At 36.1% G+C, this 16,686-nt stretch carries 12 protein-coding genes; 7 read left to right on the forward strand and 5 right to left on the reverse strand.

Annotated elements, in window-relative coordinates:
* The first annotated feature begins 3 nt into the window (after positions 1-3).
* The 3 genes from NQ163_RS11680 to NQ163_RS11690 all read left to right on the forward strand — a co-directional run bounded on the left by NQ163_RS11680 (position 4) and on the right by NQ163_RS11690 (position 2,319).
* A complete protein-coding gene (locus NQ163_RS11680; RefSeq protein ID WP_268190501.1) occupies positions 4-633 on the forward strand; it encodes a hypothetical protein in 630 nt (209 codons plus the stop codon).
* A 488-nt stretch (positions 634-1,121) separates the two neighbouring features.
* Positions 1,122-1,736, forward strand: a complete 615-nt coding sequence (locus NQ163_RS11685) for an outer membrane beta-barrel protein (protein ID WP_268190502.1) — start codon at positions 1,122-1,124, stop codon at positions 1,734-1,736.
* Entirely contained in the window at positions 1,714-2,319 is a 606-nt protein-coding gene (locus tag NQ163_RS11690) for a hypothetical protein (RefSeq protein WP_268190503.1), read from the forward strand. Before NQ163_RS11685 ends, NQ163_RS11690 begins: the two co-directional genes overlap by 23 nt.
* 46 nt (positions 2,320-2,365) lie before the next feature.
* Here NQ163_RS11690 and mnmA read toward each other — a convergent pair whose 3' ends face one another.
* Positions 2,366-3,538 (reverse strand): tRNA 2-thiouridine(34) synthase MnmA, encoded by a 1,173-nt coding sequence (mnmA, locus tag NQ163_RS11695; RefSeq protein ID WP_268190504.1) that lies wholly within the window; start codon positions 3,536-3,538, stop codon positions 2,366-2,368.
* 379 nt (positions 3,539-3,917) lie between these two features.
* On the opposite strand from mnmA, the gene NQ163_RS11700 reads away from it, so the two are divergent.
* A complete protein-coding gene (locus NQ163_RS11700; RefSeq protein ID WP_268190505.1) occupies positions 3,918-4,802 on the forward strand; it encodes a DUF3078 domain-containing protein in 885 nt (294 codons plus the stop codon).
* A gap of 58 nt (positions 4,803-4,860) precedes the next feature.
* Here the strand turns inward: NQ163_RS11700 and NQ163_RS11705 are convergent, their stop codons facing one another.
* Together NQ163_RS11705 and NQ163_RS11710 are read right to left on the reverse strand one after the other, a co-directional pair.
* Positions 4,861-5,274, reverse strand: coding sequence for a DUF6146 family protein (locus NQ163_RS11705; RefSeq protein ID WP_268190506.1), 414 nt, complete (start codon positions 5,272-5,274; stop codon positions 4,861-4,863).
* Positions 5,275-5,442: 168 nt separating this feature from the next.
* Positions 5,443-9,324, reverse strand: coding sequence for a fibronectin type III domain-containing protein (locus NQ163_RS11710; protein ID WP_268190507.1), 3,882 nt, complete (start codon positions 9,322-9,324; stop codon positions 5,443-5,445).
* Positions 9,325-9,679: 355 nt separating this feature from the next.
* Here NQ163_RS11710 and NQ163_RS11715 point away from each other — a divergent pair, with 355 nt between their 5' ends.
* Both NQ163_RS11715 and NQ163_RS11720 read left to right on the forward strand, forming a co-directional pair.
* A complete protein-coding gene (locus NQ163_RS11715; protein WP_268190508.1) occupies positions 9,680-12,940 on the forward strand; it encodes a UvrD-helicase domain-containing protein in 3,261 nt (1,086 codons plus the stop codon).
* Positions 12,941-12,997: 57 nt separating this feature from the next.
* Entirely contained in the window at positions 12,998-13,819 is an 822-nt protein-coding gene (locus NQ163_RS11720) for a toxin-antitoxin system YwqK family antitoxin (protein WP_268190509.1), read from the forward strand.
* A 138-nt stretch (positions 13,820-13,957) separates the two neighbouring features.
* Here NQ163_RS11720 and NQ163_RS11725 read toward each other — a convergent pair whose 3' ends face one another.
* Together NQ163_RS11725 and NQ163_RS11730 are read right to left on the reverse strand one after the other, a co-directional pair.
* Positions 13,958-14,104, reverse strand: coding sequence for a hypothetical protein (locus NQ163_RS11725; RefSeq protein ID WP_268190510.1), 147 nt, complete (start codon positions 14,102-14,104; stop codon positions 13,958-13,960).
* A gap of 52 nt (positions 14,105-14,156) precedes the next feature.
* Positions 14,157-14,732 carry a DUF2284 domain-containing protein gene (locus NQ163_RS11730; protein ID WP_268190511.1) on the reverse strand — a complete coding sequence of 192 codons (576 nt, stop codon included), beginning with the start codon at positions 14,730-14,732 and terminating at the stop codon, positions 14,157-14,159.
* Positions 14,733-14,878: 146 nt separating this feature from the next.
* Here NQ163_RS11730 and NQ163_RS11735 point away from each other — a divergent pair, with 146 nt between their 5' ends.
* Positions 14,879-16,660, forward strand: coding sequence for an SLC13 family permease (locus NQ163_RS11735; protein ID WP_268190512.1), 1,782 nt, complete (start codon positions 14,879-14,881; stop codon positions 16,658-16,660).
* Positions 16,661-16,686 lie beyond the last annotated feature (26 nt).

Consider the following 16,686-nt stretch of genomic DNA (forward strand, 5'->3'; position numbering starts at 1 on the left):
GAGATGAATTTAAAACCAATTATTTTTGCTGCAGTTAGGGTAATTCTATATGCCATTCCTGTAGTAGCATCGGCATTAATCATTAAAAGCGATGCAGGTATTCTTATCGATGGGGGAAAATTTGGCGAAGGTTCCCAAACCGAGTGGATGCAGCAAATGTATTTGTTGCTAACCAGTATTGTGTTTATTTTGGCGGGGATTCGTTCCAGGGGACATCAAGCCATTTCTTACCTGTTTGGAGGAGGTGCTTTGGTAGCCTTAATTCGCGAGTTCGATGTTTATTTCGATAAGATCTATCACGGAGCCTGGTTTCCATTTGCATTGTTTGTAATGCTGTTTTCCATCTTTTTGGTGTATCGCAAACGCCAGCAAATTTGGGAAAACCTTGAGGAGTTTTTTACAACACCCGCATTCGGAACCTTTATTGCAGGTTTTTTAAGTGTATTTGTTTTCTCACGTTTGTTTGGAACCAAGAAAGTATGGCGTGCCTTGTTCGATGTTGATAAGTTGGAACCAGTGCAACGTTGGGTAAAAAATGCAGTGGAAGAGGGAAGTGAGCTGTTTGGCTATACCTTGCTTTTTATTGCGGCAATTGAGTTTTTCGTGTATGTTTCGAAAAAGCTAAAAGAGTAACTGTAAATCACAAATTATACCATATTAAAAAAATAGAGAGCTATTTTAAGCTCTCGAATAGATTAGGTATAATGCCGATATATAATTTGTTAGGCATTAGAAGTGAAACGCACCGATGGCTTATACAAATTAATAATCGGTATTACACGAATTCACACAGATTGATCTAAAACAATTGAGAATCAATTTAGCATTTGAGAAATTTGTGCTTGAAGTTTTTTCGTATTTCGACATAATAATACAAATCAATAATAAATTAAAGTGTGCCAGTAGGTGCACTTTTTTTGTTGGTAAAAACTGTATGAATCATCAGGTACTTTTGTGAAGATCTCTTGGTGATGCAGAAAAACATTGATTTATATGTAGCTTAATTAATAGTCACTTAGATAGGTTAGAAATATTATCGTTACATTTATGATTGTGTTAAGTTTTAATAATCATTTTATATATCAATTAGTTAAAAGAATAATTGCCAAAGAAAACATAGTATGAAAGCAAAAACCTTTGGATTCCTGCTAATCCTCCTGATTGTATTTACGGTTAAAGCAGAAGCTCAATTATACATACATTCTAATTTGGCTTACTCTAACATACGTAATGATATATCAATAGAAAATAAGGAAGCTTTATTGGGCTATAATTATGGTATTTCCATACAGTATTATCCTTTCCGAAATACAGAAAAATTATCATTAATTAATGAGCTAAACATTAGTAGAAAAGGCTATCGTCAGAAGTTTGGGGAGGAGTACGAGTTTAAGTTTAACTATTTGTCTTTTCCTGTGGTATTCGATTATTCATTATCGGATAATGTTTCCTTTCAAACTGGCTTGGAGCCAAGTTGGATGATAGATTCGAATGTAGAGGAGTGGAAAGATACCTACAACAAATTTGATTTGGCTTTAATTTTTGGAGCTAGTTTTTTTAATCAAAAAAGATGGAGTTTGTACACCAGATTTACCTATGGGGTTCTTCCTATGCTTGATTATCATGAAATAGATGATTTGGGCAATTTTAAGGATGAGGCTCATGATTTGAAAAATATTTCTGTAGCAGTTGGAATCAAAATTAATATCGGCAATGAAAAAATATCAATTAAATAATTTCGGTCTGTTTTTGTGTTTTGTTGTTTTAATTTTGGCATCCTGTACTGCCGAATTTGTACCCGATCCCATTGATCCTCGATTGCCTAAATATACCGAAGATGGAAACAATGTAGCTGGAGCGTATGTTGGTGATAATATTTGGGAATCGTCTGTAACCATTGGTTTCCCATATTATGCCAGTGATAAACCTTCCATAAAAGTTTGGCAAGAAAAGGATAGCTTAAGACTTAGGTTCGTAGGAAATGTTGATAAAGAACAGTTGGCAATTGAGTTTCATTTAACTGAACTTGGAATGATTCAGTTTGAAGATTTAATCAATTTGAATGGGCAAAAAATCAGTTTAGATGGGACGAACAATCTTGCTTACCTAAAAGCTAATTATTTATCATCGACCAATAATAAAGGAATTGGACAGGTTTATTTTAGAAATGTAAGGCATAGCAAAGACAAATCTTCCATAATTATATCAGGAACCTTTGGCTTTGCTCTATCTGACTATTATGAATATCCTCTAAAGGTAAGGTCTGGTAGGTTCGATTATAGAATCTATGAGACAGATTTTAATCCAGAGGAGAATTAAAAAAGCCATTCATTTTCTGAATGGCTTTAAAATATTATCGTAGAATTTAATCAATCACACCCGAACCAATCAATTCACCTTTATCGTACCAGGCAGCGAACTGTCCTGAAACAACGGCACGTTGTGGTTCATCAAAGTGGATGTACAATCCTTCCTCTTTAAAATGAATGCTTCCGCCTTGTAAAGGTTGGCGATAACGAATTCTGATATCGTATCTTCTTTCACAGTTTTCTGTCGGACGCAAATCTTCGCGAATAAAGTGGATTTCTTCCTTAGGAATAAACAAAGCCTTGCGCATTAGAAGTGGATGTTCGTGTCCCATTCCCACGTAAACAATGTTTTCCTTTACATCGGTACCAATAACAAACAAAGGTTCTGCTTTTCCACCAACATTTAGTCCCTTACGCTGACCTACGGTAAAAAAGTGAGCTCCATTGTGTGTTCCTACCTCTTCTCCCATTTCAGGAGAAAACTGATAGGGTTGTGCAATGTCTTTCAATTCCTCTGATTGTGGAATAATTTCTTTTGCCTTATCGGCAGATATTTCGATGATTCTTCCTTTTTTCGCCTTTAGCTTTTGCTGAAGAAATACAGGCAAATCAACCTTACCCACAAAACAAATTCCCTGTGAATCTTTTTTCTCGGCCGATGCCAATTTTTCTCTTCGGGCAATTTCTCTTACCTCAGGTTTTTCGATATGTCCGATTGGAAACATGGCCTTCGACAATTGCTCCTGCGAAAGCTGACACAAAAAGTAAGACTGATCTTTGTTGTTGTCTTCACCAGCAATTAAACGGTGAACTTCTTTGCCATCCTTAACAATGGTTTCTTTCTGGCAGTAATGTCCTGTTGCAACGTAATCGGCACCCAGTTCCAATGCTTTCTTTAAGAAAACATCAAATTTAATTTCACGATTACACAATACGTCAGGATTAGGAGTTTTCCCTTTTTCGTATTCGGCAAACATGTAATCAATTACTTGCGCACGATATTCGGTACTCAAATCCACAAAGTGAAAAGGAATATTTAGTTTTTTAGCAACCATTTGTGCAAACAAAACATCCTCTTCGAACGGACATTCTTCCGATTTTAATCCAACTGTATCATTCCAGTTTTGCATGAACAGAGCTTCAACCTCATAGCCTTGCTCAATTAACAAATGTGCAGCAACACTTGAGTCTACTCCTCCCGACAGTCCGATTACAACTTTTTTCTTCATTAAATAAAATCTCCTTGTTTTTTCAAGGAGCAAAAGTATTCATTTTTTACAGATGTGGCAAACAATCAATTTTTAACTCGCAGGATTCATCTATTTTATTGCATATGAATATACATGCGAGTTAATCCCGACTTGGTTGTGGGCACTTGTTGTTCTCGCAGACAACAATTGTTCATTAGAATAATTGGGGTAAGGAGTTGTTAAGTAATAACAAGTTTTAAAGTGATCATAGATATTCTTTAATAGGCAATTGTAAATTTCAATGATAAAATTTCTTATGAATTTTTTTTTGATGCATAATTTGCGTTAAATTCGTTTGTAATTTAAGACTGAGATTTCTCTCTCTAACTAACTAATAAACAAAGCTAAAATTTAACACATGAAGAAACTAGGTTTAACATTTATTGCTGCAATGATTTGTTTTGTTGCAATATCTCAGGAAAAACAAGATACATCCTATTGGAAAAAGGGTGGGTTGATTTCAATATCATTTTCTCAAACATCTTTAACCAACTGGTCTGGTGGTGGAGATAATGCGATTTCTACAAATTCTCAATTAAATTTGTTCGCCAATTACAACAAAGGAAAAAACAGTTGGGAGAATAAATTGAACCTGGAATATGGATTGGTAAAGCAAGGCGACGAAGGAGTGCGTAAGAGTATCGATAAACTGGAATACTTTACCAAGTATGGTTATAAAAATGGTGGGCATTGGTTTTATACAGCTCTTTTTGATTTTAAGACGCAGTTTGCCAAAGGTTATAATTACAGTAGTGAAGAAGGAGTGGATGATGTGAAAATTTCGAATTTTCTAGCTCCTGCCTACATGAACCTATCGGTGGGTATGGATTACAAACCAAGTGATGTGTTTTCAGCATACATTTCACCAGTTACTGGAAAAATGACTGTGGTAAATGATGATGATCTTTCGGATAAAGGTGCTTTTGGTGTTGATCCTGGAGATAAATTCAGAAGTGAATTTGGTGCATATTCCAAATTATCATTGAATAAAGATATCATGGAAAATGTAAATTTAAAAAGTACGCTGGATTTATTTACCGGTTATTCGGATAGTTTTGGGAATATTGATGTGACCTGGGAAGTACTGTTGAACATGAAAATTAACAGTTTCTTGACTGCAACTGTAAATACTTCATTGGTTTACGATGATGATATTGATTATTACGATGTAGAAGGAAATAATAGAGGTCCTAGAATTCAATTTAAGGAGATTGTTGGTGTAGGTTTGGCTTACAAGTTTTAATTGAATTGATATAAAAAACAGAAGCGGAAGATTGATGGTCTTCCGCTTTTTTTTGCACTTATTTTCCCCTTTGAACTAGGGTGACGCCAGTTTTTTCTTCAACAAACTGAAAATAGTGATACAACTTGTAATTGATATCAAAACCATAATCCTCGAAAGGATCGTAGTAGATATGATTCTCGAAATATGGGTGTCCTTGTGAGTGTTTTATATTCCACTCTATAACATACCTGTGATTCCAATTTTTATAATAGCTATTGGAGTGTGCTGAGCCTGGCATATTTCGTGTGACAAACCAGTTCTCGAAACCAATATCTAAAATTAATAATTCGTATTCTGTACTATCTGTAAGTTCGTTTGTTGCAAGCTCACTTGTATTATCATTTACAATTTCAGGTTGATTGAATGAAGAGTATGAACTGCAAGCCGCTAATGAAAAGAGAGCAACCAGAATAAATAATAAATGTTTCATAGTTCATTCGTTTTAATGCTTAAAAGAACACTTGTAGTATTGATTGAATCAATATTGAGAGAGGCTGTATTATAGAAACGTTGTGAAAGATAAAAAGTTGCGAAAGTTAAGGCTTAATAAAAAGAAAAGCAGGTGTAAAACACCTGCCTTTAAATTTAGTCCTTCAAATTATAATTTTAGTAGTTTCTTTGTCATCACACCTTCTTCATCTTCAATGGATATGAAGTAAATTCCTGAAGGAAGGTCTGAAACATCAAGCGTGTTATTTTCAATGTCCAGTGTTAACACTTTTATCACCTTGCCAGTAATCGAGCTAATTTTTACTCTGGACTGAATGTTACCCTGGATAAACAGGTTCACATAGTCTTTGGCAGGATTAGGATAAAGTTTTAGTTCTTCAACAGGAGGTGTATCACTTAATGGTAATCCGAATGATGAATTTTTAGCAATATTTGCAGGAGCTGTATTCGAAATGTTTACCGTGTAATCTTCAACCTCACCCTGGCTAAAGATTTGACAGCCATCAGAAGCCGCTCTTCTGTGCTTCAGTATAACTCTCATGCGTGTATGTCCAATTGCAGCATCAGAAGGAACATTTACATTTTTAGATGATATGCCAGAACTGATTGTATATCCTGAAACAACCAATTCATTGCTGCTAAAGTTACCATCTCGATTAAAATCAATATAAATTTTCCAGTTGGCTGCATAGGTTCTTCTGGTATACGCCAAAGAGAAGTTTAATGTATAGGAACCACCCGGAGCAACATTTGCGATTAGTCCGGTATAGTCACCATAACCACCATCATTTCCTGAAGGATTGCTCATGTCTGCAAACTCAACCAAATCGATATACTCATATTGAGTATTTTGACCGTAAGATTCGCAATATTCAGGAGTTGGAGATTCTCCTAATGTAGTTAAGGATTGTATGGCAGTATAATCACTATCTCCAGTTGAATTGCTTGCTCTTACCTGATATTCGTATGTGGTTTCGGCCAAAGCACTGGTATAGTCGAAACTGGTTGATGCTGTTGAATAAGATTCCCAGGCGCCACCTAATTCTCTGATTTGAATATCATAGTTATCGGCAAATTGCATGGAATTCCAGTTGAGTGTAAATGAGGTGGATGCGATGTTTGATGCACTTAATCCTGTTGGGGTGTTTGGAGCTGGAACAGGATCGGTAGTCAAGCTTCCAATGCTAGAATATTCACCAGGTCCAACTTCATTATTCCCTCTTACTCTGAATTCATAGTTTGTAGAGGCATCAGCATTTGTATAATCGTAAGATGTTGCACTTGTATTGAATGATGTCCAGTTACCACCATCGATTCTAATATCAAGATCATAATCATCGGCATCAGCTAAAGCATCCCAGCTTATTGTAAATGAATTGTAGGTAATGTTTGAAGCAATTACATTCTGTGGAATACCAGGAGCTGTTGGAGCTTCAAGAGTTGTTGTTGCTTCCACAGCTGAATATGCACTGGAACCTATTTCATTGTTAGCTCTAACACGGAATTCATAAGTTGTTTCTCCTGCTAGTCCCGTATAGTTATACGAAGTTCCGGCTTGATTAATGGTAGTCCAGGATCCACCTTGCGGACGAACATCAAGATCGTAGTCATCAGCATCTGTTACAGCATCCCAGCTTATGGTCATCGAATTGTAAGTAATTGATGAAGCCATTAAGTTTACAGGAGTTTCTGGAGCTGTTGGAGCTTCAAGAGTTGTTGCTGCTTCCACAGCTGAATATGCACTGGAACCTATTTCATTGTTAGCTCTAACCTGGAATTCATAAGTTGTTTCTCCCGCTAGTCCTGTATAGTTATACGAAGTTCCCGTTTGATTAATGGTAGTCCAGCTTCCGCTTTGTTCTCTTACCTGTAGATCGTAATCATCAGCATCTGTTACAGCATCCCAACTTATGGTCATCGAATTGTAAGTAATTGATGAAGCCATTAAGTTTACAGGAGTTTCTGGAGCAGTTGGAGCTTCAAGAGTTGTTGCAGATTCTACAGCTGAATATGCACTGGAACCTATTTCATTGTTAGCTCTAACCCGGAATTCGTAGGTTGTTTCAGCTGAAAGACTAGTATAATCATATGAAGTCCCGGCTTGATTAATGGTAGACCAGGATCCACCTTGCGGACGAACATCAAGATCGTAATCATCCGCATCTGTTACAGCATCCCAACTTATAGTCATTGAGTTGTAGGTAATTGCTGATGCAGTAAGATTTGCAGGAGTGTCAGGAGCAGTAGGAGCAGCTTCAGTTGTTACACTAGCAATTGCGGAATAACCACTCGATCCGGCGTCATTATTAGCTCTAACACGGAATTCGTAAGTTGTACCGGCGGTGGCATTGGTGTAATCATGAGTTGTAGCTGTGGTATTATAATCTTGCCAACTTCCACCTTGTTCTCTTACTTGTAAATCGTAGCTTGTGGCACCCGACACTGCGTTCCATTCAATGGTAAAAGAGGTTTGGCTTACGTTGGTTGCTGTTAGTCCCGAAGGAACAGATGGTAGATTATCATCACTTAATGCTTTGTAAGCGTTTAGTCTTCCACTACCTAGTTTACCTGCGTGTGTTGCACTTTGTAAAGCATCAATATTATCAGTATTATCAACCAGTTTATTCCAAAGTTCGGTAGGAGTAATATTACCTGCATATTTTGAAACGATTAATGCTGCAACACCCGAAACATGTGGACAAGCCATAGATGTTCCTTGCATTACTCCATACTGATCGTTAGGGTATGTGCTATGAACTGCAGTTGGATCTTCATTGGTATTTTCCAATTCTCCACCAGGAGCTGCAATGTCAACCCAATCGCCATAATTAGAGTAGTATGATCTAACATCATTCTTATTTGTTGCTGCTACAGATAGCACTTTGTTATAATAAGCAGGATAGTATCTGCTTTGTGAATTGTCGTTACCAGCAGCAAATATTACAATGCCACCATCCATTGGAGCGTTTGGACCACCCGCATTTGCTATAAAATAATCGATTCCATCAAGCACAGCCTGATCGTAGTAATATGGAAATCGGTAACTCCAACTGTTTTGGGAAATAACGGCACCATTATCTGCTGCGTAGGTAAATGCTTCAGCAAACCCACCAGTTGATGCAGCAAATACATTGCATGACATGATTCTAACACCATCGCCATTGCCACTACCACCTGCAATACCACTAAGGCCAACACCATTATTATTAACAGCAGCAATGGTTCCTGCAACGTGTGTTCCGTGGTCACCTACGTATATTTCTCCAGTGTCATCACCAAAGTTGTAACCATATATATCATCAACGTAACCATTGTTGTCATCATCAATACCATTGCCAGGTATTTCACCTGTATTTACCCACATGTTCGCTGCTAAATCGACATGATCGAAATCTACACCACCATCTTCCACGGCAACAATTACATTGGCATTTCCAGTTTCAATTTGCCAGGCTTCCAGTAAGCTAATATCAGCACCGGGGGTACCATTATTTTGACCAGTATTTTCGTAATGCCACTGATCTCCAAATAGTGGATCATTTGTGCCGGAAGGCAATGCTGTAGGAGCTATTTTCTTTCCATCATCCATTGCAACATGTTTCACTGCATGTACACCTTCTGCAATCGAAATTTCAGCAATGTTATTGTATGACTCGATTAGTTGTTTTACAGGAGTTGACGAATTAAATTCTAATTCGTACCAAAGGTGTAAGCCAAATTTTTTGTGTCGAGCTTCGTGTTTACCTGCATGACGATAAACTCTTTTCATTTTGTGTGCTTTGAATTGCTCATTAACCCTATTTACACTTTCAAAATTGGTTTTAACAAAAGCTGGTTTTTGCTTGAGTTTAACATCTTTGGCTTCTTGAAGAAGTTGATGTAAGGTTTGAACTTTTTGATCTTCAGCTTGCTCAAACTTAATTCGAATAATTCCTTTGTATTTTCCCTCTGAATTAATTTCTTTTTTCTGGCTATAAGTAAAGCCAGTTAAAAATATAAAACAAAGAAATAGAGTAAAAAATCTTTTCATAACTGCTTGGTTTAAAGTGAATGTTTTAAAAACTTTCAATAAGTTAATTAAAAATGATTAATGATACAATATCAAAGAGTTAGGTGTGTTTAGTTGAGTTTTTATGTTGAAATTATTGTTAATATATAAAAGGTGTTGTCCAATAGTGTAGGATGATTTGTTATTATTTGGTTGTAGAGATTTTTGTTTAATTTCAATTGATTATTTAAAATTAAACTATTCAGGATATTAGGTTAATGAAATTTATTTATCAAAAAGATGAATTTTACAATTAAAGGATCTGATATTAATTTTATAGTTTATGAAGAACTGTACTGAAAAGATTATTTGTATTTTCGGCATAAAGCAATTTTGAATGTCACAACTTAATATATATAGAGCATCAGCAGGCTCAGGAAAAACGTATACACTTACTGGTGAGTTTTTAAGCATCGTTTTCAGCGATCCTTTAAGTTATAAGAATATTTTAGCGGTTACTTTTACAAATAAAGCTACCGATGAAATGAAATCGAGGATTTTAAAAGAGATTCATATCATCTCATCCGGGAAAAAATCGCCATATGCCCAAGAATTGTGTGAGGCGAATCAACTTAATTCTGAAGAGTTGAAGAGGAGAGCAAATGAGATATTGAATCGAATGCTTCATGATTACTCAAGATTTTCGGTAACTACCATTGATAGTTTTTTTCAAAAGGTTGTGCGTTCGTTTACCCGTGAAATTGGCCTGCAAATGGGCTACAATATCGAGTTGGATCAGACTTCTGTTTTGAGTGATGTTATAGATCATTTGTTGCAGGATGTCGACAAGGATTCACAATTGAGAAGCTGGCTTTCATCTTTTGCAGAATCCAAGATCAGGGATGGAAAAACCTGGAATTTTAAGCAGGATATTTTAACGCTTGGAAGTGAAGTGTTCAAGGAAGATTTCCAAAACTTCTCGAACAGTTTGATCGAAAAATTATCTGATAAAAAGTTTCTAAGTTCTTACCGAAAAATTCTGAATGAGATTAAGGAGGAATTTGAACAATTTTTTGCCCAAAAAGGGGAAGAAGCAACACGAATTATGGAGAATCACTCCTTAAGTGTTGCCGATTTTTCATACGGTAAAACAGGAGTAGCTGGCTATTTGGAACGATTGGGAAAAGGAGGAAAATATGAACCTGGCGCAAGAGCCAGGACAGCAATTGATACTCCCAAAAAATGGGTTGCAGGTAAAGCTGGAAAAGAAACCAAGATGGCTGTTGAAACAGCAGTTTCAGCTGGCCTGAATGATATTCTTAAAGCTGTAGTAAATTATTACGATGAGCAATCGATGTTGTACAATTCAACCGAAAAAACACTAAGCTACATCTATACTTTGGGAATTCTTACTGACCTTTCGAAGAAAGTTCGTGAGTACTCCGAAGAGGAGAATATCTTCCTTTTATCAGATGCAAGCAGGTTGTTAAGAGACATTATCGGAAACAATGATTCTCCTTTCATTTACGAGAAAATTGGTAATGTGTACAAGCACTTTATGATTGACGAGTTTCAGGATACATCATCTATGCAGTGGGATAATTTCAGACCATTGGTTGGAAATTCTTTGGCTGAAGATCAACATTCACTGGTAGTAGGAGATGTAAAGCAATCCATTTACCGATGGCGAAATGGAGATTGGAAACTATTGGCAAATCAGTTGGATGCAGACTTTAGCGCTTATGGAGTGAATGGCTTAAGTTTAAATTACAATTGGAGAAGTAGCAGGAATGTGATTGATTTTAACAATGCTACTTTCGCATTGGGAGCTCAAATCATGCAAAATCACTACAATGAATCGATTCCTGCCGAGATTTCTGATCGAATGGAGGATGAGAAACAAAAAATTGTAAGTGCTTACCAGGATGTATATCAGCATATCCCTGATAAAGGGGAAGGAGCCTCGGGATATGTTAAAGCACATTTTCTTGAAAAGGAAAATGAATCGGATTGGGTAGAGCAGGTTTTGGAAGATTTACCTTTGAAAATAGAGGAATTACAATCCAGTGGTTACAAGGCAAGAGACATTTCAATTTTGGTAAGAAATGGCAAAGAGGGAGGTTTGGTAGCCGATACCTTAATGGCCTATCGCGCAAGCGAAAAAGCAAAAGAGAGTATCAATTACGATGTTATTTCCAATGATTCCCTTTATTTAAAGAACTCATCGACAGTTAATTTTTTAGTTCATTTGCTTCATTATTTGGTTTATCCTGATGATAAAATAAACATTGGTTTCTTAAAGCAAGAGTATCGTTTGTACGTTCAGGAATCTGAGAAAACAAGTACTGATGATTTGTATGTGATTGCCGATGAGGATCAGTTTAATTCCATTTTTCCAAAAGAATTCCAAGATCATATTGGAGAGTTAAAACGTCAGCCATTGTACGATTTAACCGAGAAGTTGATTAAGATATTTGGTTTGAATCAAAACCCGGATGATTATCCTTTCCTGGAAGCATTTCAAGATTTGGTTTTAGGGTTTACAAAAAGTGATTCACCAGATTTGAATTCCTTTGTACAATATTGGGAGGAGAGAAAAGACAAAGAGGTAATTTCGGTATCCGATGAACAGGATGCCATCCGAATCATGACAATTCATAAATCTAAAGGTTTGGAATTTAAAGCTGTAATATTGCCTTTTGCAAATTGGGATTTGGATAATACCCGACATACCAATATTTTATGGTGCCAGCCTAAGGTTGAAGGTTTTGATATTTTAGATGTTTTGCCAGTTCGCTACAGCAGTTCCTTGCGCGAAACCATATATTATCAGGAATACTTCGAGGAGAAGCTGCAGTCATACATCGATAATCTGAATTTATTGTATGTAGCTCAAACCAGGGCAGAAGAGGTATTTATTAGCTACTCGCCAATAAACAAAAACAAAGAGCTAAAAACAGTAGCAGATTTGTTGCATTTTGTTTTTAAGGAAGCAAATGAGTTTTCAAGTGATTTTTATGGCGATAAAATACTATCTCTTGGTGAGTTTTGGAACGAGGAGGATAAATATTTTGAGATGGGGAATTTACCAAGTCAGGAGAATAAAAGTATTTCCGCTCCAAAAGAAAAGTCGATAGAATATCCAGCCTCATTATTGGATGATAGGTTAAAGTTACGATCTCATTCTGCAGATTATTTTGATTTTTCAGAAGCTGAATCAGTGGAGTCTTTTTCTCCTGTGAGTAGAGGTAATATCTTGCATCAGCTTTTCCAATTAATAGAGTATGCTGAAGATTTGGACCAGGCAGTTTCACAACTTCAATTTGAAGGAAAGTTAGATGATAAACAAGCTAGCGAAGTCTTGGCATTTGCAAAAACATTGCTGGCTGATGATCGGGTTGCGAAATGGTTCTCTAAAGATTGGGAAGTTGTGAATGAAAGAGATATTCTAAAAGGGAATGGTGAAGTGTACCGTCCTGATAGGGTGATCCGAAAAGGAAAAAATGCCATTGTGATTGATTACAAGTTTGGAAAAAAGAAATTAAAATCTCACGTAAAACAAGTAGCGGTATATAAAAAACTGGTTGAATCCTTGGGCTTCGATCAAGTTGAAGGATATGTGCTGTATGGAAAACTATCTGAAATAGTAAGTGTTTAGTATTATTTATGATAATTTTAGTTAACTTGTGAAGCCAACTAACCAACTAACATTTAAATGAAAAAAATAATTCATTTGTCCCTTGTGGTCATCATGTTTAGCTCATGCGATTTGATTGTTTCAGCAGTTGATTCAATTAAGACAATTAGTCGTGAAGCAAAAAAACAGGAAACAAAAAAGCAAGAAGAAGTAAAAAAGGAAAACCAAGTTATTTACAAACAACCCAAAAATGGTGTCAAGAAATACAAGTACGAGAATGGAAATATCAAATCCATTGTCACTTTTAAGGATGGCAAAAAAGTGGGGGTAAGTAATACGTTTTATAAGAGTGGAGAAAAACAGTATGATATCCCTTATCAAGATGGTAAAAAGCATGGTAAGGTAATTTGGTATTACAAAAGTGGAAAAGTATACAGAGAAACCGATTACAAACTTGGTAAGAAGGATGGGTACCAGAGGAAATATTGGGAATCCGGAAATTTAAAATCCGAGATGGTATATAAGGATAATATGCTTTCGACAGGATTAAAAGAAATCAACAATTCCAATAAGCTTAAATCTACTCCAAAAATTCTTGTCGATAAGATTGATAGAGTAAAAACAAGCGGAGAGTATATTTTAAGATTTAGATTAAGCAATGGTAGAAAAAAAGTAGTTTACTACATTGGAGAACTGATAGAAGGAAAATATTTTCCTGCAGATGCTAAAGGTTTTGGAGAACTGCCATCAAAAAATGGCATTGCAGAATACAAATTCAAAGTTGGCAAAGGAACTCAGCTGATAAAGAATGTGAAACTTATTGCCATAGAATCTACATCTTATCAAAACAAGAGAGTATTGTCGGTAAGTGAACAGATATCGGTTCGGAATCCACAATAAGGTATTTTTAATGAAATGAAAAGCTCCTCAAAAGGGAGCTTTTTTTTCTGAAAGTCTATTAAAGGTGAGTTCGACGTAAAATTCCAGGTGATCGGGACCAGCAAAGCAGGAAGGTCGAACGCCTTCGACTGTCGAAGGTCAAAGGTCAACTGCCAACAACTGATTGTAAGTATCAAGAAGTGGTTGAGGCCGGTAGCCAGAAGCCAATGTCTTTGGAGATCGACCTTTTGCGACTTGTGGCTGAAGCTGATAGATGATTACCCATATCAAGTAAAATACTTTCATTGCAGTTGGTGTTATTCCTGATTCATCATGGAGGTTTTTGTATAATATCAGACTATTTTTTTAAGATTGCTCCAACACTACTTACATATTCGGGTATGATATTTTTTGCAGACCATTTTAATTCATGTTGAAACAAATCAGTGAGTATTTTTCCTACATTAAATCCGAAAGCTACCAGGTTATAGCGCATTTTTTCAGGGAAATAACATGATTTTCCCTTGATTATTGAGCAGCTAGTACAAATTTCACAACTGTTGGCTGCTATCATTTTGCCATCAATGGGTTCATTTATACGCAGATCATTTTGTAGCTCTTCTTTGGTAAAATTGTATGCCCCAAGTGAACATTCTTCTTGAGACAGAAAATCAAATTGTTTTGTTGAAGTAACAAATAGGAACAATTGAATTTTTGAATAAGATTTTGAGTAGTCTTCAAAATTTGGACAGTTGGGCGGACAAGTCCATTTGCGATTGTGGTTTGGACAAGCATTTCTACAATGCGAATTGAACTCTTCTTTGTTCAGAAAATGTAATATTTCTGATTTTGGAATTTCCAATACCTTTCTTTCTATTTCGATTTTCCGATTTTTAAAATGCTTAACAATTGTATCTGTCTTAAGCTCTATCATTGTAATATTCAATTTATCACAAAAGTATAATAATTGCTTTCATAAAAATAGCTTGTATAACATTTATGCAAAGGTGTGAGAAAGACATCCGTACCTGAAGGTATTTTTGTATATTCGTATCTTGAAATGTACCCAAAAATTTATCTATGCTCTCACTTGATGCGATCATTGTATTAATCGTATTGGTTTTTATTCTTATTTCCTTCTACAAAGAATGGATTGGTCCTGCCTTTACATTCTTAATAGGTGTGGTGATTTTAGGGATAAGTGGGATTTTAACACCTTCAGAAATTCTTAGTGGCTTTGCCAACGATCAGGTTGTTGTAATTTTAATGTTGCTTCTTATTGGTGACATTATTAGGGATTTGGGAATTGTAGAAACTCTCTTTGATAAAGTATTTCAACGAGCAAATGGCTACAAAGCCTTTATGGCCCGAATGATGCTTTTGGTTGGTGGATTTTCAGCATTCTTAAACAATACTCCATTGGTTGCTGTAATGATGCCTTACGTGCACAGTTGGAGCAAGCGAAACAATATTTCTCCATCAAAATTACTAATTCCGCTTTCCTATGCAGCCATTTTGGGTGGTTGTATAACTCTTATCGGAACATCAACAAACCTAATTGTAAACGGTATGGTTAAAGACCAAACCATTGTAACGGGTTTGGAATCCTTAAGCATGTTTAGTTTTGCTTATGTAGGAGTGCCAATGATGTTTATTGGGGCCGCTTATTTATTGTTTGTAAGTAAAAAATTACTTCCTGAAAAGGAGGATATTTTAGGCGATTTTTCTGAAAATACCAGGAAATATATTGTAGAAGCACATGTTAAACCCAATTCCGATTTGATTGGGAAATCCATTGAAGAGGCAGACCTTAGAAACTTAAAAGGACTTTATCTTTTCCAGATTAACAGGGGAGGAGTAAGAGTTGCAGCAGTTTCGCATGAATTTAGATTGGAGGAAGGAGATAGGCTCTTATTTGCTGGCGACACGGAAACCATTGCAGATTTGGTGCTGCCAAATTCAGGTTTAACGCTTCCAACAGTAGGCATGCTTACTCATAAGAAGCATATCGAGGTTGTCGAAATTGTTATTTCCCACAATTCAACCCTGATTTCAAAAACTGTAAAAGAGGCCAATTTTAGAGGGCAATTCGATGCTGCGGTAATTGGAATCCATAGAAATGGAGGCAGAGTTAGTGGAAAAATTGGAGAGGTAAAATTACGTGCTGGTGACGTTCTGTTGTTGCTTGGTGGTGATGACTTTGTAGAAAGAACGCATCGTATTCAAGATTTTTACTTTATCTCTAAAGTAAAAGAATTCAGAAAGCAGGAAGGATATAAAATTGGTTTATTGCTGGGAGGAACAGTCTTGGCAGTAATATTATCCGCTTTAAATATTGTACCACTCTTTATGACCTTGATTGTAATGATCATTGTAATTTTGGGCTTGAAGATATCCAACCCTAAGGATATTGCCAGGATGGTAGATTTTAATTTGGCACTGATCATATCCCTCTCGCTGGCTTTTGGAACCGCCATGATAAAATCAGGATTGGCAGAGATTATTGCAGATTTATTAATATCCGTATTTCTTCCATTGGGTAAGGTGGGAGTGCTGTTTGGAATTTACTTGATTACCTCTGTTTTAGCTGCTTACATTACCAATAAGGCAGCTGTGGCAATTGTTTTCCCTATTTCATTAACAATGGCCTTAAGCTTGCATTTGGATCCCGAGCCATTTGTACTAATTGTGGCTTTTGCAGCTGCAGCTAATTTTATGACTCCTATTGGATATCAAACGAATATCATGGTCTACGGTCCGGGAGGTTATTCGTTTAAAGATTTCTTCAAAATAGGATTTCCCCTAACAATCATTTACATGATTTTTACAGTTTTGATTCTGTCATACATTTATTTTTATTAATAGATAAGCGCATAGAATAAAGTAAT

The organism is Marinifilum sp. D737 (genome assembly GCF_026672275.1).
In the GTDB taxonomy this organism is placed as follows: Bacteria; Bacteroidota; Bacteroidia; order Bacteroidales; family Marinifilaceae; genus Marinifilum.

Coding starts and splice junctions, on each gene's coding strand:
- NQ163_RS11680 (WP_268190501.1), top strand. CDS start 4: ATGAATTTAAAACCAATTATTTTTGCTGCAGTTAGGGTAATTCTATAT.
- NQ163_RS11685 (WP_268190502.1), top strand. CDS start 1,122: ATGAAAGCAAAAACCTTTGGATTCCTGCTAATCCTCCTGATTGTATTT.
- NQ163_RS11690 (WP_268190503.1), top strand. CDS start 1,714: ATGAAAAAATATCAATTAAATAATTTCGGTCTGTTTTTGTGTTTTGTT.
- mnmA (WP_268190504.1), bottom strand. CDS start 3,538: ATGAAGAAAAAAGTTGTAATCGGACTGTCGGGAGGAGTAGACTCAAGT.
- NQ163_RS11700 (WP_268190505.1), top strand. CDS start 3,918: ATGAAGAAACTAGGTTTAACATTTATTGCTGCAATGATTTGTTTTGTT.
- NQ163_RS11705 (WP_268190506.1), bottom strand. CDS start 5,274: ATGAAACATTTATTATTTATTCTGGTTGCTCTCTTTTCATTAGCGGCT.
- NQ163_RS11710 (WP_268190507.1), bottom strand. CDS start 9,324: ATGAAAAGATTTTTTACTCTATTTCTTTGTTTTATATTTTTAACTGGC.
- NQ163_RS11715 (WP_268190508.1), top strand. CDS start 9,680: ATGTCACAACTTAATATATATAGAGCATCAGCAGGCTCAGGAAAAACG.
- NQ163_RS11720 (WP_268190509.1), top strand. CDS start 12,998: ATGAAAAAAATAATTCATTTGTCCCTTGTGGTCATCATGTTTAGCTCA.
- NQ163_RS11725 (WP_268190510.1), bottom strand. CDS start 14,104: ATGAAAGTATTTTACTTGATATGGGTAATCATCTATCAGCTTCAGCCA.
- NQ163_RS11730 (WP_268190511.1), bottom strand. CDS start 14,732: ATGATAGAGCTTAAGACAGATACAATTGTTAAGCATTTTAAAAATCGG.
- NQ163_RS11735 (WP_268190512.1), top strand. CDS start 14,879: ATGCTCTCACTTGATGCGATCATTGTATTAATCGTATTGGTTTTTATT.